The organism is Streptomyces sp. NPDC059002 (genome assembly GCF_042740435.1).
In the GTDB taxonomy this organism is placed as follows: Bacteria; Actinomycetota; Actinomycetes; order Streptomycetales; family Streptomycetaceae; genus Streptomyces.
The window spans coordinates 29,508-48,203 of record NZ_JBHYJI010000056.1 but is presented as its reverse complement, the minus strand read 5'-3'; the positions used below and the strand labels follow the sequence as shown (position 1 = coordinate 48,203).

Here is an 18,696-nt window from a genome sequence, read left to right as displayed (position 1 = left end):
GCAGACACAAAGGATGTTCACCATGAAGGTTCGCAAGGTCACCGCGGCGGCCGCCGTCGCGCTCGCCCTCTCCGTCACCGCCACCGCTTGCGGCGGGGACGACAAGGACGACAACGGCTCCGGTGGGGGCAAGAAGATCACCATCGGCATCAAGTTCGACCAGCCCGGTGTGGGCCTGAAGACGCCGGACGGCTACACCGGCTTCGACGTCGACGTCGCGACCTACGTCGCCAAGGAGCTCGGCTACTCCGCCGACGACATCCAGTGGAAGGAAACGCCCAGCGCGGACCGCGAGACCGCGCTGCAGCGCGGTGACGTGAAGTTCATCGCTGCGTCGTACTCCATCAACGACGAGCGTCAGAAGAAGGTCGACTTCGCGGGCCCGTACCTCCTTGCCCACCAGGACCTGCTCGTCCGGTCCGACGACAAGATCAGCAAGGGCACGGACCTCAACGGCAAGAAGCTCTGCTCGGTGACCGGTTCGACCTCGGCGCAGAACGTCAAGAAGGACATCGCGCCCAAGGCCCAGCTGCGCGAGTACGGCACGTACTCCGAGTGCATCGACGGACTGAGCAGCGGCGCCGTCGACGCGCTGACCACCGACGACTCGATCCTCGCCGGGTACGCGGCGCAGGAGCAGTACAAGGGCAAGTTCAAGCTCGCCGGACTGAAGCTGACCAACGAGAACTACGGGATCGGCATCAAGAAGGGCGACACCAAGCTCAAGGACAAGATCAACAAGGCCCTCGAGAAGATGGTCAAGGACAAGTCCTGGGACAAGGCCGTGAAGGACAACTTCGGCCCGGCCAACTACAAGAACGACCCCGCGCCGAAGATCGGCGACATCGTCAAGTGACCCTGTGGGGCCGACCGTTGAGGTCGGCCCCCTGACCGGGCACACGCCGGTACGCCGCCGTACGAACGCGGCGGCGTACCTCGCCATCACCACATGCGAGAGCGCGGGAGATCGTGTTCGACTTTCTTGAAGACTACGACTTGCTCGGGGCCTTCTGGGTAACGGTGAAACTCACCGTCTTCGCAGGCATAGGCTCCTTGGTCTGGGGCACCATACTGGCCGCCTTGCGCGTCAGCCCCGTTCCGGTCATGCGCTGGTTCGGCACGGCCTACGTCAACATCGTGCGGAACATCCCGCTGACCGTCATCATCGTGTTCAGCTCGCTCGGGCTCGCCGACGTCTTCGGCATCACCCTGGGCGCGGCCAACGACTTCGACCTCCTGAGCTTCCGTCTCTCGGTGCTCGGCCTCGGGGCCTACACGGCGGCCTTCGTGTGCGAAGCGGTGCGCTCCGGCATCAACACGGTGCCGCTCGGCCAGGCCGAAGCGGCCCGCGCCCTCGGCCTCAACTTCCGCCAGGTACTCGGTCTCATCGTGCTGCCGCAGGCCTTCCGTTCCGTGATCGGCCCGCTGACCAACGTACTGATCGCCCTGACCAAGAACACCACGGTCGCGGCGGCCATCGGGGTCGGCGAGGCGGCTCTGCTGATGAAGGAAATGATCGAGAACGAGGCGCAGTTGCTCCTCATCACCGCGATATTCGCCTTCGGGTTCGTGGTACTGACCCTGCCGACCGGCCTCATACTCGGGTGGCTCGGCAAGCGCCTGGCGGTGAAGCGATGACCTCCGTCCTGTACGACGCCCCCGGCCCCCGCGCCAAACGTCGCAACCTCCTGCTGTCCGTGCTCTTCCTCGCCCTCCTGCTCCTGGGCCTCTGGTGGGCATGGTCCGCCATGTCCGACAAGGATCAGCTGGAGTGGGCCAAGTGGCGCCCCTGGCTCGCGGACACCGAGTCCTGGACGACGTATCTGCTGCCGGGACTCGGGAACACGCTGAAGGCCGCGGGCCTCGCCATGGTGATCGCCCTTCCGCTGGGCGCGATCTTCGGCATCGCACGGCTCTCCGACCACGTGTGGATCAGGGTCCCCGCCGCCGTGATCGTCGAGTTCTTCCGCGCGATCCCGGTCCTGATCCTGATGGTCTTCGCCAACCAGTTCTACTCGGACTCCACCGACATCAGCGTCGACGCGCGCCCGATGTACGCGGTGGTCACTGGCCTGGTGCTCTACAACGCCTCGGTGCTCGCCGAGATCGTCCGGGCGGGCATCCTGTCGCTCCCCAAGGGCCAGACGGAGGCGGCCAAGGCGATCGGCCTGCGCAAGGGCCAGACGATGACGAGCGTGCTCCTTCCGCAGTCCGTCACCGCGATGCTGCCCGCGCTCGTCAGCCAGCTCGTCGTCATCGTGAAGGACACCGCACTCGGCGGCGCGCTGCTCAGCTTCACCGAGCTGCTCAACGCGCGGAAGACGGCGGCTTCGTACTACGCGAGCGTCATCCCCAGCTTCATCGTCGTCGCGGTGATCTACATCGTGCTGAACCTGATCCTCACCAGCCTGGCGTCCTGGCTCGAGCGCAGGATGCGCCGGTCCAAGAAGAGCACGGGGGCCGTGGTGGGCCCCGGCGCGCTCGACGAGCTGGAGACGATCGGTCCCAAGACGGTGAAGGCTCCGGATCACGGTTACGGTGACAACACCGGGGCCGGGGGCTGACTCAGCCCGCGGCGGCCATCGGCTCCACCAGCACCACAGCCACACAGCACGAGAGGCAGCGGCCCCGGCGCCGCTGCCTCTTGCATTTGCGCCACCTGCTCGCCACGTCGTCACTTGACGCAAGCACCGGCAATGGGTTGCATACGTTCTGTGATCGTGCACCGGGCTCCAACTGCCAGTTCCTGTACGTACGTCCAGCCCTCCCGAGCCCTTGCGGTGGAAGGGCGCGCACCGTGGACCCGGTGATCGTCGTCGGCGCGGGCCCCGTGGGGCTCACGCTCGCGCTGGCTCTCGCGCGTCACTCCGTGCCCACGGTCGTGCTCGACGAGGGGCCCGGCAAGGACGAGCAGCGGCCCGCGCGGACCGTCGTCCTGCGGGATGACACCTCGGCCCTCATGGAGCGCCTCGCCGGTCACTCGTTCGGTGACCAGGAGTCCGGCGCGCGGTGGACCGGCTGGCGGTCCCTGCGGCGCAAGCAGCTGATGCGGGAGATCACGTTCAGTGAGGAGGCGCCGGCCCCCCTGCACGTGCCGCAGCACGTCCTGACCGGCGCCCTGCGCGCGGCCATCGCCGACGAGCGCCTGGTCAAGGTCGCCGTCGAGAGCAAGCTCGACTCCCTGGAGCAGGACGCGGGCGGGCTGACGGCCCACACGCGCGGACCCAAGGACACCTGGTGGCGCGGCAGTTACCTGGTGGGCTGCGACGGCTCCCGCTCGACCGTGCGCAAACTCCTCGACATCCGCTTCCCCGGACGCACCGCCGTCGAACGACACGCCGTGGCCGCGCTGCGCACGGAACTTCCGTGGCCCGGTGAGGCGTTGTTGCATCGGATGCCCCCGTGGCGCGGCGGAGGCACCGAGGTGACGGGCCGTCCGCTCGCCGACGGGGTGTGGCGGCTCGACTGGCTCCTGCCGCCGCGCGGCGAACTGGTGACACCCGACGCCCTCGTCGTGCGGATCAGGGAGACCCTCGCGGGCTGGTGCGGGGGTTCCACACCGCCGTACGAACTGCTCGACACGGGCGTGCACACCGTCCACCACCGGCTCGCCCGCCGGTGGCGGGTCGGCCGTGCCTTCCTGGCCGGGGACGCCGCCCATCTGCTCGGCGCACTCGGCACCCAGGGGCTCGACGAGGGACTGCGGGACGCGGACAACCTCGCCTGGAAGCTGGCCCTCGCCTGGCACCACGGCGCGCACGAATCGCTGCTCGACAGCTATCAGGCCGAGCGGCGGGCCGGTGTGGCCGCACGGCTGCGCGCGGCCGACCAGTCGCTGCCGATACTGCGCGGCGGCGGAGGCCTGCGCTCGTACGTGCCGGGGGCCGCGCGTGGCCACGACACACTCCTCACGGACGGCCATGTGGGGCGCGGACCGCTCGGTGCACCCGTCTCGTACGCCGAGTCGCCCCTGGCACCCGAACCGTCCGAGTCGGCGGTCGCGATCGGCACGGAGCCCGGTGCGCCGATCGTCGATGTGCAGGTCACCGCGCCGGACGGGTCCTTCGTGCAGCTGCGGGACCGGCTCGGGCTCGGCCATCTCCTCGTCGTCCTCGTCGCACCAGGCACCGTGGTGTGGGAGCGGCGGCACTGGGTCACGGCCGGGATCATGCCGCGCCTCGCCGCTGCCGTCACGGCACTGCCGCACCCCGCCGAACTGCTCGTCGCGGAGAGCTATCCGGGCGCTCCCGCCCACTCCGTGCTCCTCGTACGGCCCGACGGGCACCTGGTCACCGCGCTGTCCGGGGTGCGCCCCGCCGAGCTATACGCGGCGGCCGAGGCGGCCCTGGGCGGCGCTCCGCGGGCACGGGGCTCGGCGGCCGAACCCGACCCGGCGGAGCGCTCGGGACAGCCGGATCGCGTGGGCGGCCGGGCGAGCGCCGCAGGGGCCGCGCGACCCGCCAAGTGACGGTCCGCCGGGCCCGGCTCGCCGCGGGCCGGGCCCGGTGGCGTCTCGTCCCGCGCCTCGACGTACGGCGGCCGGGCCTCCCGCGTCCCCGGCCCGGCCGTGCCCACTTCCCCGGCTCCCCGGTTCGGCCGACCGGATCCCGGGCTCAGCCGACCGCATGCTGAGCCGGAGTTGACCGGCCCCCACCCCCGTGGTCTACTCCGGATCGTGACCGACACCGATGTGCGCCTGTGGCGGAGGGTCCACATGGACCTCGTCCGCTATGCGGGCTGCGTGTGTCACCCGTCCTGCTGAATTCGCAATCTTTTCCCTTCGCGCCGGGCCGCGGTCTGCCGACCCGTCCGCGCGCGCTTCCGCGAACTTCCAGGACGGTCACCTTGTCTGCTTCTGTCCCTGCCTCCGCCGTCTCCTGCGCCGCGCCCGCGCACAAGACGACGCCCACCTCCGCCGATCTCCTCGACTTCGTCCGCCGCAGCGCGGCCGACCCCGCCCTCATCGCCTCCCTGCCGCTCGATCCGGAGGGCCGCACGTGGGTGCGGCTCGACGGCCCCGGGGGCAGCGAGGCCTGGCTGATCGGCTGGCCGCCGGGCACCGGCACCGGCTGGCACGACCACGCGGAGTCGGTCGGCGCCTTCCTCACCGCGGCGGGCACGCTCCGGGAGAACTCGCTCGCCGTACGCCTGCCCACCGACGGCTGGAAGACCCTGGAACTCTCCGAAGGGGTGGACCGGGAGCGGGAGTTGACGACGGGCCAGGGCCGCGCCTTCGGCCGCAACCATGTGCACGAGGTGCTGAACGAGTCCACGACCGAGCACGCGATCTCGGTGCACGCCTACTACCCGCCGCTGCCGCAGATCCGCCGCTACAGCCGTACCGGCGAGGTGCTCCGTCTGGAGTCCGTGGAGCGCCCGGAGGACTGGCAGTGAGCGGGCAACAGCCGGTCGGCATCGACGAGTTGCTGGAGCGTGTCCGCGTCGACCTCGACCGGGTCACGCCCCGGGAGGCGTACGACACCGCGGAGGCCGGCGGGATACTGGTCGACATCCGGTACGCGGCGTTGCGCGAGCGGGACGGACTGATCCCCGGGGCGCTGGTCGTCGAGCGCAACGAACTGGAGTGGCGCCTCGATCCGCAGGGCAGCCATCGCGCACCGGAGGCCATAGGTCACGATCTGCGGGTCGTCGTGATCTGCAACGAGGGGTACGCGTCGAGCCTCGCGGCCGCCTCCTTGCGGCAGTTGGGCCTGCGCCACGCGACTGACCTGATCGGCGGCTTCCAGGCATGGCGGGCGGCAGGGCTTCCGGTCACGGTGTAACGGCGATGCTCACGGCGTAACGGCGACGCTCACGGCATAACGGCCATGCTCACGGCGCAACCGCAGGAAGGGGCGCCCCTCCGCTTCGGTAAGGGGCGCCCACCATTGCGTACTGCCCCTTACTCCTTGGCAGTTGCGACCGTGACGGGGAGTGGCTTCAGCGCCGCGCGGCCGGGCAGCGCGGTCGCGGCCAGGGCCAGCAGTCCGGCGACGGCGAGCACGCAGATGTACACCAGAGGAGTGACCGTCGGTGCCGCCTCGCCCGTCATGCCGACGCTGAAGGCGGTGAGCACGGCGAGCGCCACACCGCTGCCGAGCGCCGTGCCGATGAACAGGACCGACAGCGCCTCCGTACGCAGCATCCGCAGGACCTGGCGGCGCGTGGCGCCCGCGAGTCGCAGCATCGCGAACTCGCGGATGCGCTCGGAGACGGACATGGCCAGGGTGTTGACGACGGCGATGGCGGTGAAGGCCAGGACGAGCCCCATGGCGAGGTAGTTCACCTCGGCGTTCTGCTGCTGTTGCGCCGCCTGCAGATCGTCGACGGCGGCCGGGGCGAGAACCCGCACGCCCGGGAACTTCTCGACGGCCGCCGAGAGTTGTTCCTGCGTACGGTCGCTCTTGACGAGGACCGTGGCGGCGAGGGGGTTGTCGACGTGGCGGGCGACCAGGTCGTGCGCCATGGTCAGGTCACCGAACCCGAGCCCGCGTGCGTAGACGGCGCGCACCGTGAGCTCGGTCTTCGTGCCGTCCCCGAGGGTGAACTTGAGCGTGCCGCCCGGCTTCAGGCCGAGCCGGTCGGCGGCCAGTTCGCTCACGGCGACACTGCCCTCGCCGAAGCCCTTCAGGGATCCGGCGGTGACGTCCGGGTCCCAGGTCCGGGTGAGCCCTTCGGGAGTGACGCCCTGCGCCGGGTACTTGTCGAGCCCGACGCGCACGGTGGTGCGGACGACCTCGGTGGCGGCCTCGACGCCTTCGGTCGTACGCAGCTTCCGCGCGGCCTCACCCGGAACGCCGGGGCCCTGCGCGGCGAGCGCCCAGTTCGCGTGGATGCCGTCGCGGGCCTGCGCGCGGGCGGCGTCGCCAAGGGTGGGCTGCACGAAGAGAACGGTGCAGGTCATGCCGGTGAGGAGGGCGAGCGGCGTGACGACGGCCGCCATCCGGGCCGCATTGCCGCGCAGGTTGGCGTGGGCGAGCTTGCCGCCGGGTCCGGTCAGCCGGAGCGGGCCGCGCAGCAGGGCCGCCGCCGCCCGGACGACGAGCGGCCCGAGGAGCGCGATGGCACAGGCGAAGACGACAACGGCCAGGAACGTCACGGGAGTCGACGCGGCCTCGGTACGCAGGACGCTCAGCACGGCGACCAGGACGATGCCTCCGACGAGCAGGGCGAGACCGGCGACGATCCGGCTCCAGGCGGGCCTGGCACGCTCGACCCGCGCCTCCGCGAGTGCCTCGGCCGGGCGGATCCGCACGATCCGGCGCCCCGCGATACGGGCGGCGGCCCAGGCGCCGAGCAGGGTCGCGGCGAGGGCGGCGAAGGGCGGGAAGACGCTGACGGCGCGTTCCAGGGTGGCGGGCACGGCACCCATCTCGACGAACCTGCCGTGCAGCCAGCCGCCGAGCGGGATTCCGGCGAGCGCGCCTGCGACACCCGCGACGGCGCCGACCAGCAGCGCCTCGCGGCCGAGGAGCCTGCGGATCTGCCGCGGCGTGGCGGCGATGGCACGCAGCAGGGCCAGCTCGCGGTGGCGCTGCTGGACGGAGAGGGCGAAGGTACCGACGACCACGAGGATCGCGACGAGAAGGGACGTGCCGCCCATGGCGCCGCCCATGCTGACGAGCTTGACGCGGGCGGACGCCGCGTCGAGGAACTCGACAGGGCCGCGTTCCGCGCCGGAACTGACCTGCGCCGACGTGCCGTCGACGGCGTGCTCGACGGCCTGCTTGAGGTCATCGGTGCTGGTGCCGTCCGCCGGTACGACACCGAAGGCGGTGACCTTGCCCGGGTGCGCCGCGAGCCGTTCGGCCTCTGCCGAGGAGAAGAACAGCGAGGTCTGGTGGGCGAGGGTGCCCCGCTCGGGCGCGGCGATTCCGGTGATGCGGTAGCTGCGCGGGCTCTGCGTCGACTGGACGGTGAGACGGTCGCCGGGCTTCAGCCCCGCGCGGTCGGCGAGGTCACGGTCGACGACGAGGTCGTGGTCCGCGCGCGGGGCCTTGCCGTCCACGAGACGGAAGGGGGTCAGGGCCGCGGACTGCCAGGCGTGGCCGTACGAAGGCCGGTCGGCGTCAGCCGCACCGGCGGGCGTCAACGGCTCGGCCAGGAAGGTGAGTTCGGGCACGACCGCGCCGACCCCCGGCGCTCTCTTCAGCCGGTCCCCGATGCTCGCGGGCAGCCAGGCCCGTTCAGCGATCGGTTTCGCCTTGTGCTTGACCTTGGTCTTGCCCTTCTTGTGCTTGACCGTGGTCTGGTGGACGTTCTGATCCCCGGAGACGATCACGGGGGCGGCGGCGTAGCGCTCGGTCTTGATGGTGCCGCGCAGGCCGGTCTCCAGCAGGGTGCCGCAGGCCGTGATGAGGGCGGCGGCGCACATCAACGCGAGGAAGGCACCGAGGAATCCGCCCTTGCGGTCCCTGACGGTCTGCAGGGCGTAGCGCAGCATCATGAGGTCTCGGTCCCTTTTCGGTTGTCGGAGGCGGGCGCTTCGGCGGAGGGATGGGATGCCGTCGGCGCGGGGAAGGCCAGGAGCCGGGTGAGCACGGTGCGGGCGTCGGCCGGGGTGTCGGCATCGGGCCGCTTGTAGCGGTTGAGCAGTGCGATGTACTCCTCGAAGAACGCGCGGAGCTCGGGGAGGGTCAGCCGGATCGTGCCGCGCGAGTACGGGAACGCGTCGGCCCACTCGCCGAGTTCGGCACTGCCCTGCTGCCGCAGCTCTTCGAAGAGCTCGAGATCGGCGGCGTACGAGAGGTGGTCGAGCTCGTCCATGACGAGCCGCACTTCGGGGCTCTGCCGACTGCGCGGCGGGAAGCGCCGGTCGCCGGGGATGGCCCGCCACCAGCGCTCACGCCGCCCTCGCCCCGGGTTCGGCGTCTCCTCGACGAAGCCGTAGCGGGCCAGTTCGCGCAGGTGGTAGCTGGTGGCTCCGGTGTTGAGACCGAGGGCCCTCGCGAGCGTCGCCGAGGTGGCGGGGCCGTGCACGGTGAGGTGCTGCAGCATCTGCTGCCTGCGCGGCTGCGCGAGCGCCTTGAGGACGCGGAGGTCGCTCAGCTCTTCCGGTGCGGGGGCCTGCGCCGGGCCCGGCGTCGCGGCCGACGGCCGGTCGGCGACCGGGCTCCGCCGCGGGCCGGTCGTGGAGGACGGCAGCGGGTCCGGCGCCGGAGCGCCGGACGTCGCCGCGTCAGTTGTGCCGGGTTCCTGTGCCATGCGTACACAGTCGTCTGTGCACAGCTTCCTGTGCACTGCGGTGACCCGGCGTCTTCACAGGGGGGGTAACCCCCCTGTGCGCTGAGCTGGTTGGGATACGCGCCGCCTCGCGGGCCGCCCCACCCCCGTGGGAGCGGCCCGTTCAGAACGCCTCGTATCCCAAGCCCTCGGTTTCCTCGCCCTCTTCCTCCAGGGCCTGTCGGACCACGCGGAGCGCCATGCCCTCCGCATAGCCCTTGCGGGCGAGCATGCCCGCGAGGCGGCGCAGACGCTTGTCGCGGTCGAGGCCGCGCGTGGAGCGGAGCTTGCGGGCGACCAGCTCGCGCGCGGTCTCCTCCTCCTGCTCGGAGTCGAGCTGCCCCACGGCCTCGTCGATCAGCGTGGAGTCCACGCCCTTGGTGCGCAGCTCCCGCGCGAGCGCCCGGCGGGCCAGACCCCGGCCGTGGTGCCGGGACTCCACCCAGGCGTCCGCGAAGGCGCTGTCATTGATCAGGCCGACCTCTTCGAAGCGGGAGAGCACTTCTTCCGCCACGTCATCGGGGATCTCCCGCTTGCGCAGTGCGTCCGCCAACTGCTTGCGCGTACGAGGGGTTCCGGTGAGCAGGCGCAGGCAGATCGCCCTCGCCCGCTCAGCCGGATCCCCCGTCGGCGGCTCCCCCTTCTCGGCCCTCGACGAGGAAGGGGGGCCGCTGTCCTGGTGGCCGTCGAAGCCGCCGCGCCGCCGACGTCGACGGCCGCCTCCGCGACCACCGCCGTCCCCGAAGCCGTCGCCTCCGTAACCGCCGTCTCCGAAGCCGTCGCCCCCGCAGCCGTCCTTCCGGTGCCCCCCGTCCCGGAAGCCGTCGCCTGCGCCGTCCTGGCCGTGGCCGCCCTGATCCGCACCGTCCCCGTGGCCCCGCCCCGCGGTGCCGGGGCGGCTTTCGGGGGCGGTGTGGTCCGCCCAGTCGGTTCGTCGCGTCACGGACTAGCTCTTGGCCGCCGCGGCCTTGGACTTGGTGGCCTTGGCCGCCGGTGCGGGCACCGTCTTGGCGGCGTCCTCGGCCGGGGCCGTGCCCGCCGCGTCCGCACCCGGCTCGGCCGCCGGGGCTTCCGGCTTCACACCGACGCCCAGCTTCTCCTTGATCTTCTTCTCGATCTCGTTGGCGAGGTCGGGGTTGTCCTTCAGGAAGTTGCGGGCGTTCTCCTTGCCCTGGCCGAGCTGGTCGCCCTCGTACGTGTACCAGGCGCCGGCCTTGCGGACGAAGCCGTGCTCCACGCCCATGTCGATCAGGCCGCCCTCGCGGCTGATGCCCTGGCCGTAGAGGATGTCGAACTCGGCCTGCTTGAAGGGCGGCGCGACCTTGTTCTTGACGACCTTGACGCGGGTGCGGTTGCCGACCGCGTCCGTGCCGTCCTTGAGGGTCTCGATGCGGCGGATGTCCATGCGCACCGAGGCGTAGAACTTCAGCGCGCGGCCACCGGTCGTGGTCTCCGGGGAGCCGAACATCACGCCGATCTTCTCGCGGAGCTGGTTGATGAAGATCGCGGTGGTCTTGGACTGGTTGAGCGCGCTGGTGATCTTCCGGAGCGCCTGGCTCATCAGGCGGGCCTGCAGACCCACGTGCGAGTCACCCATCTCGCCCTCGATCTCCGCGCGCGGCACCAGGGCGGCGACGGAGTCGATGACGATCAGGTCGAGGGCGCCGGAGCGGACGAGCATGTCGACGATCTCGAGCGCCTGCTCGCCGTTGTCCGGCTGGGACAGGATGAGGTTGTCGATGTCGACGCCGAGCTTCTTCGCGTACTCGGGGTCGAGGGCGTGCTCCGCGTCCACGAAGGCCACCGCGCCGCCGGCCCGCTGGGCGTTGGCCACGGCGTGCAGCGTGAGGGTCGTCTTACCGGAGGACTCCGGGCCGTACACCTCCACCACACGGCCGCGGGGGATGCCGCCGACGCCGAGCGCGACGTCGAGTGCGGTCGACCCGGTGGGGATGACCTCGATGGGCTCGTTCGGCCGCTCGCCCATGCGCATCACTGCGCCCTTGCCGAATTGCCGTTCAATCTGTGCGAGCGCGGCGTCGAGCGCCTTCTCGCGGTCGGTTCCTGCCATGGGTTCCACCCGATTTGCTTGAGTCGATCGCTTCACGTCAAAGACGCTAACGCCTGCCACTGACAATCCGCCCCGACGCCCGTCCAGCCTGTGGATAACTCGAGGCAATCCCTCACCGAAATCCTCCGGAGCCTCCCAGGGATCCCCCCGCCGACCCCCGGAAAATCGCCGCCGGACACCCCATGAGAATGGATGTTCGATTTTAGTGTCAAGCGCACCACGCCGCGATCCGGCGCCCCTTCCGATTGACTGGCAGCCGATCGGCTGCCTAACTGGAAAGCGCAGCCGCCCGGCTGCACGACTGGGGGTGGCAGGCAATGGACGTGGTGTTCAAGGCGCTGGCGGATCCCAGCCGGCGTCGGCTGCTGGACCGGCTCCGGTCCCGCAACGGACAGACCCTGCGGGAGCTGTGTGCCGAGCTGGACATGGCCCGGCAGTCCGTCAGCAAGCACCTGGCGGTCCTGGAGTCCGCCGAGCTGGTGACCACGGTGCGGCAGGGGCGGGAGAAGCTGCACTACCTGAACGCCGCTCCCCTCAACGCCATCGCGGAGCGATGGATCAGCCAATTCGACCGTGAGCGGGTCAACGCGCTCGCGGACCTGAAGAGAGCACTGGAGCAACCTCCCATGGACAACAAGACCTTCGTCTACGTGACGTACATCCGCACCACCCCCGAGCGGCTCTGGCAGGCCCTGACCGACCCGGCCTTCACCGACCGCTACTGGGGCGTCAGCTTCCGGACCGACTGGGCCGAGGGCTCCCCCATGGCCTGGACCGAGGCCGACGGCAGCGTCACCGAAGACCCCGAGCAGATCGTCCTCGCCCACGAGCCCCACCGCCGCCTGTCCTACACGTGGCACACCTTCACCCCGCAGTGGGCCAAGGCCAACGGCATCCCCGAGGAGACACGCGCCCGGCTCGCCGCCGAGCGCCGCTCCCAGGTGACCTTCGACATCGAACCCCACGGCGATCAGGTCAAGTTGACGGTCACCCACGAATTCGACCCGGCCGGCGCCCTGTACGCGATGTGCAGCCAGGGCTGGCCCGCCATCGTCTCCAGCCTCAAGAGCCTGCTGGAGACGGGCGAGCCGCTCCCCTCCGACAACGGCTGACCCAAAGGACCCCAGGGTCCGAAGACTTGAAGGCCTGAAGACTTGCTTGAAGGGTGGTGAATGGACGTGGACACCGACTGGGAGTGGGACGACACTCTCTTCGCGGGCGCGGCGGGCTACTACCGGCGCGGGCGGCTCCCCTACGCGCCCGGTCTGGCGGACGCGCTCACCGAGGCCCTGCGGCTCGACGGGCGAGGGCGCCTCCTCGACGTGGGATGCGGCCCCGGCACCGTCGCGCTGAGCCTCGCGCACTCGTTCGGCGAGATCGTCGGCGTGGACCCGGACAGCGGGATGATCGCCGAAGCCGGGCGCGACGCCGCAGAGGCCGGAGTCGCCGGGAAGGCGCGATGGGTGCGGCTCCGGGCCGAGGACCTGCCCGCGGGTCTGGGCACCTTCACCGTCGCGACCTTCGCCCAGTCCTTCCACTGGATGGACCGCGACCTGGTGGCCGCGACGGTCAGGGACATGCTCCGGTCCGGCGGAGCACTGGTGCACATCTCGGACCTGAAGGCAGAGGACCTCTCCGTAGAAGGCCTTCCATATCCGCCGGTCCCCCAGGACGCGATCGACGACCTGGTGAGGCGCTACCTGGGCCCCGTCCGGCGGGCCGGTCAGGGCGTACTCCCGCACGGCACACCGGGCGGCGAGGCGGCGGTGTACACCCGGGCGGGCCTTCTCGGCCCCCAGCGCCTCGTCGTGCCCGCGGGGCAGGCGCTGGAACGGACCTTCGACGACGTCGTCGCCTCGGTGTTCTCGATGTCGTCCTCGGCCCCGCACCTGTTCGGCACGCGCCTCGACGCCTTCGAGACGGACCTGCGGCGCCTGCTGCGGTCGGCATCCGCATCGGGCCGCTTCTCCGAACGCCGGCCGAGCACCGAGGCCTTCGTCTGGCGCAAAGGCTCCCCCGAAGTCGCGCTGTGAACTGAATCACAGCGCCGGACTGTCACGGTTCTCCGGTGCACGGTGTCTCGATGGGCGGCCGACGAGAGGAGCCGGGTGTGATGCCGGGATACCGCCGCGAAGGCGCGGGAGGTACGGGAGGTGCGGGCCATGGCTGAGGACGCCTTCACGGAGCACCGTCCGCTGCTGTTCACCATCGCGTACGAGATGCTGGGCAGCGCCGCCGACGCCGAGGACGTGCTGCAGGAGAGCTATCTGCGGTGGAGCGCGGTCGATCAGGCCGACATCGAGCACGCGCGCGCGTACCTGGTCCGTGTGGTGACCCGGCAGGCCCTCAACCACCTGCGCACGGTCCGGGCACGGCGCGAGGAGTACGTCGGCGCCTGGCTGCCCGAGCCGATCCGGACCGCTCCCGAGGTCAGCGACGACGCGATCCTTGCCGAGTCGGTGTCGATGGCCATGATGCTCGTCCTGGAGACGCTGAATCCGACCGAGCGCGCGGTGTTCGTGCTGCACGACGTCTTCGGCTACACCCACGGCGAGATCGCGGCGTCGGTCGGCAGGAACGAGGTCAGCGTCCGGCAGATCGCCCATCGTGCCCGTCGGCACGTCCACGCGCGGCGCCGCCGTTTCGAGCCCGACTCCGATGCCGGCCGGGAGATCGTCGAGCGGTTCCTGCGCGCGGCGTCCACCGGTGAGATCCAGTCGCTGATGGACCTGCTGGCGCCCGATGTCGTGCAGATCTCCGACGGCGGCGGGAAGGTCGTCGCCGCCCGCCGTCCGATCACGGGACGCGCCGATGTCGCGCGGTTCGTCCTCGGCGTGCTCCGCACCGTCACCACGTCGACCCACGTCGAACACGCCACGTACAACGGCATGCCCGCAGCCCGGTTCGTCACCGACGGGGCACTCGACTGGCTGGTCGCCTTCGAGATCCACGACGGACGGATCGCCGGCCTCTACGGCGTACGCAACCCCGACAAACTGCACCGCTCCGAAACGGTGCTCCCGCTCGACAGAGGAGGTCATCAGCCATGGAAACCATGACGGTTGAACGCGTCATCGCCGCTCCGATCGAGGACGTCTTCGACTGGCTCACCACAACCACCCACTACACGAGCTCGCCCCTGGTGGTGCGCTGCCGCCTGACCCGGCACGGCGAAGGCGCGCCCTACGGAGTCGGCGCGGTCCGCAGCCACCTCTGGCTGATCGGCTGGTTCCGGGAGCGCATCACCCAGTACGAGCCGCCGTACGCCACGGAGTACGTCGTCGAGCGCAGCCTGCCGCCGTCCCGGCACGAACTCGGCCGCATGACGTTCACCGAGGTCGAGGGCGGCACCCAGGTGCGCTGGACCACGCGCGCGGAGATCCCCGTCCCGTTGCTCGGTACCTTCCTCACCCGGCGCCTCGCGCGGCCGATCATCACCCGCACCTTCGGCAACATCCTCAAGGCCGCGGACACCGCCCTGACAGGTGCCACTCGTCGGGGCAGGCGGGGCACTGCGTCCGCTTCGTAGTGGCACGCTCCCGCCCCGAGCCGCTACTCCCCCGGGCGTACGGCCGGTGTCTTCGGGCGGACGACGACCGCCCGGCGTCTTCTCGCCAGGCTTGTCCTCATGGAATCTCGCAGCGGGACACCTCGCCGGGCCCTCTCCGAAGGGCGCGCCGTTTCCGGAATCCGCGCTCTCGCCGAAGATCGTGCCCTCTCCGAAGACGGCGCTTCCCGCCCGTCCATACGGCCCGCCGAACGCCTCTGCTACGCGATCGGCGCCGCCCTGGTCCTCTCGGGCCTCGTGCATCTCGTGGTCTTCGCGGTCGACGGCGGCCCGTGGGAGGGGCCCGTCTCCTGGCGCAAGCCCGTCACGTTCGGCCTCTCCTTCGGGCTGACGCTGATCGCGGTCGTCTGGGTGACCTCGTATCTGCGGATGAGCGGCCGCGTGCGGAGCGCGCTCCTGGTCCTTTTCGCCACCGACTGCGTCCTCGAGGTCGGCGGAATCACCGTGCAGGCGTGGCGCCGGGTGCCCTCGCACCTCAACATGGAGACCGGCTTCGACTCCGCGGTGTCCATGTCCCTCGCGGTGGGCGGCGGGATCCTGGTCGTCCTGCTCTCGGCGTTCGCCGTCGTCTCGTTCAGGAGGCGACCCGAAGGGCCCCTGGGGATGCCGCTCGCGCTGCGGGCCGGATTCGCGATCCTGCTCGTCGCCCTCGCCTCGGGCGCCGCGATGATCGCCCGCGGGGTGTATCTGACCCGGACCGGCCACCAGGAGGACGCGTACGCCTCCACCGCGCCGCTCAAGTCGCTGCACGGAGTGAGCCTGCACGCCGTCCTGGTGCTGCCCGCCCTCGCCTGGCTGCTGTCCCGCACCTCCTGGAGCGACCGCACACGGCAGCGACTGATGACCGCGGCGGTCGGCTGCTACGTAGTGGCCGTTCTCGGTTCCGGAGTGTGGGGGATCGTCTCCTACTGACCGCTGTCCGGCTTCTCCTGCCGACGCCCGTCCGTCTTGGGACCGGCCTCGGAATCCGCGGGCGCCGCCGGATGGTTGGGACCGCGCAACGCACGCCGTACGCGCGCGAGGAGGGGCACTCCGCCCCGGCGCCGGTGGCCGTGCACCCGCGGGTCGTCCGTGACGTCGTACCGCTTCACGTACGCCCCGAGGAACGCCTGCAGCGTCGCGACGGCAGGGATGGCGATCAGCGCGCCGACCGCACCGAGGAGAGCGGTGCCCGCGATGACCGACCCGAAGGCGACCGCCGGGTGGATGTCCACGCTCTTGGCGGTGAGCTTGGGCTGCAGCACGTAGTTCTCGAACTGCTGATAGACCACTACGAAGATCAGCACCCAGAGCGCGTACCAGGGGTCGACCGTGAAGGCGATCAGCATCGGCAGGGCGCCCGCCAGATACGTGCCGATGGTCGGGATGAACTGGGAGACCAGACCCACCCAGACGGCCAGCACGGGAGCGTAGGGCACACCCAGCGCCTGGAGCAGGATGTAGTGCGCGATTCCGGAGATCAGCGCCATCAGCCCGCGCGAGTACAGATAGCCGCCGGTCTTGTCGACCGCGATCTCCCAGGCCCGCAGCACCTCGGCCTGCTTGGCGGGCGGCAGCACCGAGCAGAGGGCGCGCCGCAGCCGGGGGCCGTCGGCCGCGAAGTAGAACGAGAAGAGCAGGATCGTCAGGAGCTGGAAGAGACCCCCGAGGACCTGCGCGGAGACGTCCAGGACGCCGCTGGCGCTGTTCTGCACGTACTTCTGCAGCCAGTCGGAGTGGACCAGGCTGTCCTGGACCTCGACGCGGGAGAGGTCCGTGTGGAAGGTCTGGTTGATCCAGCTGATGACCTTGTCGAGGTAGTCGGGGAAGTCCTCGACCATGTCCACGATCTGGCCCGCGAGCATCGACCCCATCAGCGTGATGAAGCCGGCGCTCGCGATCACGACGCCCAGGAAGACGAGGAAGGTGGCGAAGCCCCTGCGCAGTCCTCGCGCGGCCATCCAGCTCACCGCGGGCTCGACCGCGAGCGCCAGGAAGAACGCGATCAGTACGTTGATCAGCAGGCCGGTCAGCTGATGGAAGGCCCAACTGCCCAGCTGGAAGCAGGCGATGAGCGCGAGGGCCAGCACCATGGCACGCGGCAGCCAGCGCGGCATGCGGGCGCCACGGCCCGCATCGTCCCCGGCGGGAGGCTGAGCGGGCGGCGTCGTGCCGAGCGGAGCGGTGTCCTGAGTGACCTGCACGGTCTCGTCTGTGGGTGCCACGGTGCCAGTCTCGCCCACTCCGCCGACATTCAGCCGCCACCCCCGTCTGTTGGCACCCGCCCACGCGCGCGGGAGGCCGTCATACCGGGGCAGGCCGCCCCGTAGTCAACGCTTTTCAGCCGGTACGTCCATCGCCGTGCACACCGCACGCCAGACGTCCTTGGCCTCCCACTCGGCATCCAGCGCCTCGTTGACGGTGCGCCCCCCGAGCTCCGCCATCACATGATCACGCGCGAAGGAATCGGCATACCCCGCCCCGAAGTGATCCGCCATCCGCTCCCAGAAGACCGTCAACCGCATGAAACCTGCTCCACACTCGCTCCGACCTGCAAATTCTTTGCCCTTCACACTCACACGTCGATCCTCGACGTTGATGAGGACCACCGCCCCGATACCGGTTCGTGTTCGCGCCGACCGAGTACACGCATGCGGTGCCCCCGGACCCTCGGGGGCACCGCACTCGGTGAATCTGTGGTGAAGGTGGGCGTCAGGCGACGATGCCGCTTTCCTTGATGACGACCTTGGCGCTCGGGGCGCCGCTGTGGGAGCCGAGGGCCTCGATCTGCTTCACGAGGTTCTCGCCCTCGACGACCTCGCCGAAGACGACGTGCTTGCCGTCCAGCCAGGGGGTGACGACGGTCGTCACGAAGAACTGGGAGCTGTTGGTGTTCGGGCCGCGGTTGGCCATCGACAGCAGGAACGGCCGGTCGTGCTTGAGGGAGAAGTTCTCGTCGGCGAAGGTGGCGCCGAAGATGCTCTTGCCGCCGGTGCCGGTGCCGTGCGTGAAGTCGCCGCCCTGGAGCATGAACTCCGGGATGACGCGGTGGAAGGCCGAACCGGCGTAGCCGTAGCCGTTCTGGCCGGTGGCGAGCTCGCGGAAGTTGCGCGCGGTCTCGGGGACGACGTCGTCGAAGAGCCGGAAGACGATGCGCCCGGCGTCCTTGTCGTCAATGGTGATGTCGAAATAGACGTTCTGCATGGGCCTCATCCTGACATCCGTCGTCGCGTCGCCCAATCCCCGCTCTCCGGAGAGGCCCCAGAGACACCCTCGGGAAGGGGCACTGCCCCGCGCGTGAGGTGCCCCTGAGATCATTCCGAGATGGAGTTCATGCTTGATCCACCCCTGGGTATCGGTCCGCTGGCTGTCGGAATGCCCCGCGAACAAGCGGACGCGGCCCTGCTTGCGTTGCGCGATCCGTCCTCGGTCTCGGACTCGGACCGGCCGGGGCAGCACATCGTCCGCCCCAGCGGATTGATGATCAGCATCCACTGCGCTGGTGGCTGTCTGGAGGCGATCGAGTTGGGTCGCCCCACGACTGCCACTGACATCGTGCGTTTCCGCGATGTCGACGTATTCGGGCTGCCGGCGACTCACGTCGCGCGGCGTCTGGGCGAACACACCGCGATCCATGAGGATCCAGAGGACCCCGCCTCGTTCATTGCGCCGGATCTGCTCCTGAGTCTCTGGCGTCCGTTCGCCGCCGACGACGAGCCGGACGAGGAGCAGGGTTACTTCTTCAACTCGGTGCTTGTGGCCCGCCCCGGCTATTACGACACCCCGGAGGAAGCTGCGGCGCGCCTTCAGTCGCAGTCCTGACCTGCCGGTTCACCTGTGGCGGTGCCGCACAACA

At 70.3% G+C, this 18,696-nt stretch carries 20 protein-coding genes; 13 read left to right on the top strand and 7 right to left on the bottom strand.

What is annotated here, in order from left to right; all coding sequences use genetic code 11:
• Positions 1-22: 22 nt before the first annotated feature.
• From ACFWZ2_RS34515 to ACFWZ2_RS34485, 7 genes are all read left to right on the top strand, one after another.
• Positions 23-856 carry a glutamate ABC transporter substrate-binding protein gene (locus ACFWZ2_RS34515; protein WP_384552528.1) on the top strand — a complete coding sequence of 278 codons (834 nt, stop codon included), beginning with the start codon at positions 23-25 and terminating at the stop codon, positions 854-856.
• Between the two features lie 113 nt (positions 857-969).
• Positions 970-1,638: an amino acid ABC transporter permease gene (locus tag ACFWZ2_RS34510; protein ID WP_384552526.1), complete on the top strand. Its 669-nt coding sequence runs from the start codon at positions 970-972 to the stop codon at positions 1,636-1,638.
• Entirely contained in the window at positions 1,635-2,564 is a 930-nt protein-coding gene (locus ACFWZ2_RS34505) for an amino acid ABC transporter permease (protein ID WP_384552524.1), read from the top strand. Before ACFWZ2_RS34510 ends, ACFWZ2_RS34505 begins: the two co-directional genes overlap by 4 nt.
• Positions 2,565-2,797: 233 nt before the next feature.
• Positions 2,798-4,468, top strand: coding sequence for an FAD-dependent monooxygenase (locus ACFWZ2_RS34500; RefSeq protein WP_384552522.1), 1,671 nt, complete (start codon positions 2,798-2,800; stop codon positions 4,466-4,468).
• A gap of 99 nt (positions 4,469-4,567) precedes the next feature.
• Complete coding sequence (locus tag ACFWZ2_RS34495; RefSeq protein ID WP_384552520.1) at positions 4,568-4,762, top strand: putative leader peptide; 195 nt, start codon at positions 4,568-4,570, stop codon at positions 4,760-4,762.
• 83 nt (positions 4,763-4,845) lie between these two features.
• A complete protein-coding gene (locus tag ACFWZ2_RS34490; protein ID WP_384552518.1) occupies positions 4,846-5,394 on the top strand; it encodes a cysteine dioxygenase in 549 nt (182 codons plus the stop codon).
• Positions 5,391-5,783, top strand: a complete 393-nt coding sequence (locus ACFWZ2_RS34485) for a rhodanese-like domain-containing protein (RefSeq protein ID WP_384552517.1) — start codon at positions 5,391-5,393, stop codon at positions 5,781-5,783. The genes ACFWZ2_RS34490 and ACFWZ2_RS34485 overlap by 4 nt, the downstream gene beginning before the upstream one ends.
• 119 nt (positions 5,784-5,902) lie before the next feature.
• On the opposite strand, the gene ACFWZ2_RS34480 is transcribed toward ACFWZ2_RS34485, so the two are convergent.
• From ACFWZ2_RS34480 to recA, 4 genes are all read right to left on the bottom strand, one after another.
• Entirely contained in the window at positions 5,903-8,446 is a 2,544-nt protein-coding gene (locus ACFWZ2_RS34480; protein ID WP_384552515.1) for an FtsX-like permease family protein, read from the bottom strand.
• Complete coding sequence (locus ACFWZ2_RS34475) at positions 8,443-9,204, bottom strand: ArsR/SmtB family transcription factor (protein ID WP_384552513.1); 762 nt, start codon at positions 9,202-9,204, stop codon at positions 8,443-8,445. The genes ACFWZ2_RS34480 and ACFWZ2_RS34475 overlap by 4 nt, the downstream gene beginning before the upstream one ends.
• 142 nt (positions 9,205-9,346) lie before the next feature.
• Positions 9,347-10,165 carry a recombination regulator RecX gene (gene recX / locus ACFWZ2_RS34470; RefSeq protein ID WP_384552511.1) on the bottom strand — a complete coding sequence of 273 codons (819 nt, stop codon included), beginning with the start codon at positions 10,163-10,165 and terminating at the stop codon, positions 9,347-9,349.
• A 3-nt stretch (positions 10,166-10,168) separates the two neighbouring features.
• On the bottom strand, positions 10,169-11,293 hold the full coding sequence (gene recA / locus ACFWZ2_RS34465) for a recombinase RecA (protein WP_384552509.1): 1,125 nt from the start codon (positions 11,291-11,293) through the stop codon (positions 10,169-10,171).
• Positions 11,294-11,610: 317 nt separating this feature from the next.
• On the opposite strand from recA, the gene ACFWZ2_RS34460 reads away from it, so the two are divergent.
• From ACFWZ2_RS34460 to ACFWZ2_RS34440, 5 genes are all read left to right on the top strand, one after another.
• A complete protein-coding gene (locus ACFWZ2_RS34460; protein WP_384552508.1) occupies positions 11,611-12,405 on the top strand; it encodes an ArsR/SmtB family transcription factor in 795 nt (264 codons plus the stop codon).
• Between the two features lie 60 nt (positions 12,406-12,465).
• Entirely contained in the window at positions 12,466-13,326 is an 861-nt protein-coding gene (locus ACFWZ2_RS34455) for a class I SAM-dependent methyltransferase (protein ID WP_384552506.1), read from the top strand.
• Between the two features lie 129 nt (positions 13,327-13,455).
• Positions 13,456-14,352: an RNA polymerase sigma-70 factor gene (locus ACFWZ2_RS34450; protein ID WP_384552504.1), complete on the top strand. Its 897-nt coding sequence runs from the start codon at positions 13,456-13,458 to the stop codon at positions 14,350-14,352.
• A complete protein-coding gene (locus ACFWZ2_RS34445) occupies positions 14,340-14,822 on the top strand; it encodes an SRPBCC family protein (RefSeq protein ID WP_384552502.1) in 483 nt (160 codons plus the stop codon). The genes ACFWZ2_RS34450 and ACFWZ2_RS34445 overlap by 13 nt, the downstream gene beginning before the upstream one ends.
• 99 nt (positions 14,823-14,921) lie before the next feature.
• Positions 14,922-15,773 carry a hypothetical protein gene (locus ACFWZ2_RS34440; protein ID WP_384552500.1) on the top strand — a complete coding sequence of 284 codons (852 nt, stop codon included), beginning with the start codon at positions 14,922-14,924 and terminating at the stop codon, positions 15,771-15,773.
• On the opposite strand, the gene ACFWZ2_RS34435 is transcribed toward ACFWZ2_RS34440, so the two are convergent.
• The 3 genes from ACFWZ2_RS34435 to ACFWZ2_RS34425 form a co-directional block, all read right to left on the bottom strand.
• Entirely contained in the window at positions 15,767-17,065 is a 1,299-nt protein-coding gene (locus ACFWZ2_RS34435) for an AI-2E family transporter (RefSeq protein ID WP_384552498.1), read from the bottom strand. The two genes, ACFWZ2_RS34440 and ACFWZ2_RS34435, sit on opposite strands and share 7 nt — an antisense overlap.
• 105 nt (positions 17,066-17,170) lie before the next feature.
• A complete protein-coding gene (locus tag ACFWZ2_RS34430; protein ID WP_384552496.1) occupies positions 17,171-17,365 on the bottom strand; it encodes a DUF3046 domain-containing protein in 195 nt (64 codons plus the stop codon).
• Positions 17,366-17,552: 187 nt separating this feature from the next.
• On the bottom strand, positions 17,553-18,044 hold the full coding sequence (locus tag ACFWZ2_RS34425; RefSeq protein ID WP_384552494.1) for a peptidylprolyl isomerase: 492 nt from the start codon (positions 18,042-18,044) through the stop codon (positions 17,553-17,555).
• A 120-nt stretch (positions 18,045-18,164) separates the two neighbouring features.
• Here ACFWZ2_RS34425 and ACFWZ2_RS34420 point away from each other — a divergent pair, with 120 nt between their 5' ends.
• Positions 18,165-18,662 (top strand): hypothetical protein, encoded by a 498-nt coding sequence (locus ACFWZ2_RS34420; RefSeq protein ID WP_384552492.1) that lies wholly within the window; start codon positions 18,165-18,167, stop codon positions 18,660-18,662.
• Positions 18,663-18,696 lie beyond the last annotated feature (34 nt).

Excerpts from the sequence above, each read along its gene's own strand:
- ACFWZ2_RS34515 (WP_384552528.1), top strand. The coding sequence starts at position 23 with ATGAAGGTTCGCAAGGTCACCGCGGCGGCCGCCGTCGCGCTCGCCCTC.
- ACFWZ2_RS34505 (WP_384552524.1), top strand. The coding sequence starts at position 1,635 with ATGACCTCCGTCCTGTACGACGCCCCCGGCCCCCGCGCCAAACGTCGC.
- ACFWZ2_RS34480 (WP_384552515.1), bottom strand. The coding sequence starts at position 8,446 with ATGATGCTGCGCTACGCCCTGCAGACCGTCAGGGACCGCAAGGGCGGA.
- ACFWZ2_RS34475 (WP_384552513.1), bottom strand. The coding sequence starts at position 9,204 with ATGGCACAGGAACCCGGCACAACTGACGCGGCGACGTCCGGCGCTCCG.
- recA (WP_384552509.1), bottom strand. The coding sequence starts at position 11,293 with ATGGCAGGAACCGACCGCGAGAAGGCGCTCGACGCCGCGCTCGCACAG.
- ACFWZ2_RS34460 (WP_384552508.1), top strand. The coding sequence starts at position 11,611 with ATGGACGTGGTGTTCAAGGCGCTGGCGGATCCCAGCCGGCGTCGGCTG.
- ACFWZ2_RS34455 (WP_384552506.1), top strand. The coding sequence starts at position 12,466 with ATGGACGTGGACACCGACTGGGAGTGGGACGACACTCTCTTCGCGGGC.
- ACFWZ2_RS34450 (WP_384552504.1), top strand. The coding sequence starts at position 13,456 with ATGGCTGAGGACGCCTTCACGGAGCACCGTCCGCTGCTGTTCACCATC.
- ACFWZ2_RS34445 (WP_384552502.1), top strand. The coding sequence starts at position 14,340 with ATGGAAACCATGACGGTTGAACGCGTCATCGCCGCTCCGATCGAGGAC.
- ACFWZ2_RS34440 (WP_384552500.1), top strand. The coding sequence starts at position 14,922 with ATGGAATCTCGCAGCGGGACACCTCGCCGGGCCCTCTCCGAAGGGCGC.
- ACFWZ2_RS34430 (WP_384552496.1), bottom strand. The coding sequence starts at position 17,365 with ATGCGGTTGACGGTCTTCTGGGAGCGGATGGCGGATCACTTCGGGGCG.
- ACFWZ2_RS34425 (WP_384552494.1), bottom strand. The coding sequence starts at position 18,044 with ATGCAGAACGTCTATTTCGACATCACCATTGACGACAAGGACGCCGGG.
- ACFWZ2_RS34420 (WP_384552492.1), top strand. The coding sequence starts at position 18,165 with ATGGAGTTCATGCTTGATCCACCCCTGGGTATCGGTCCGCTGGCTGTC.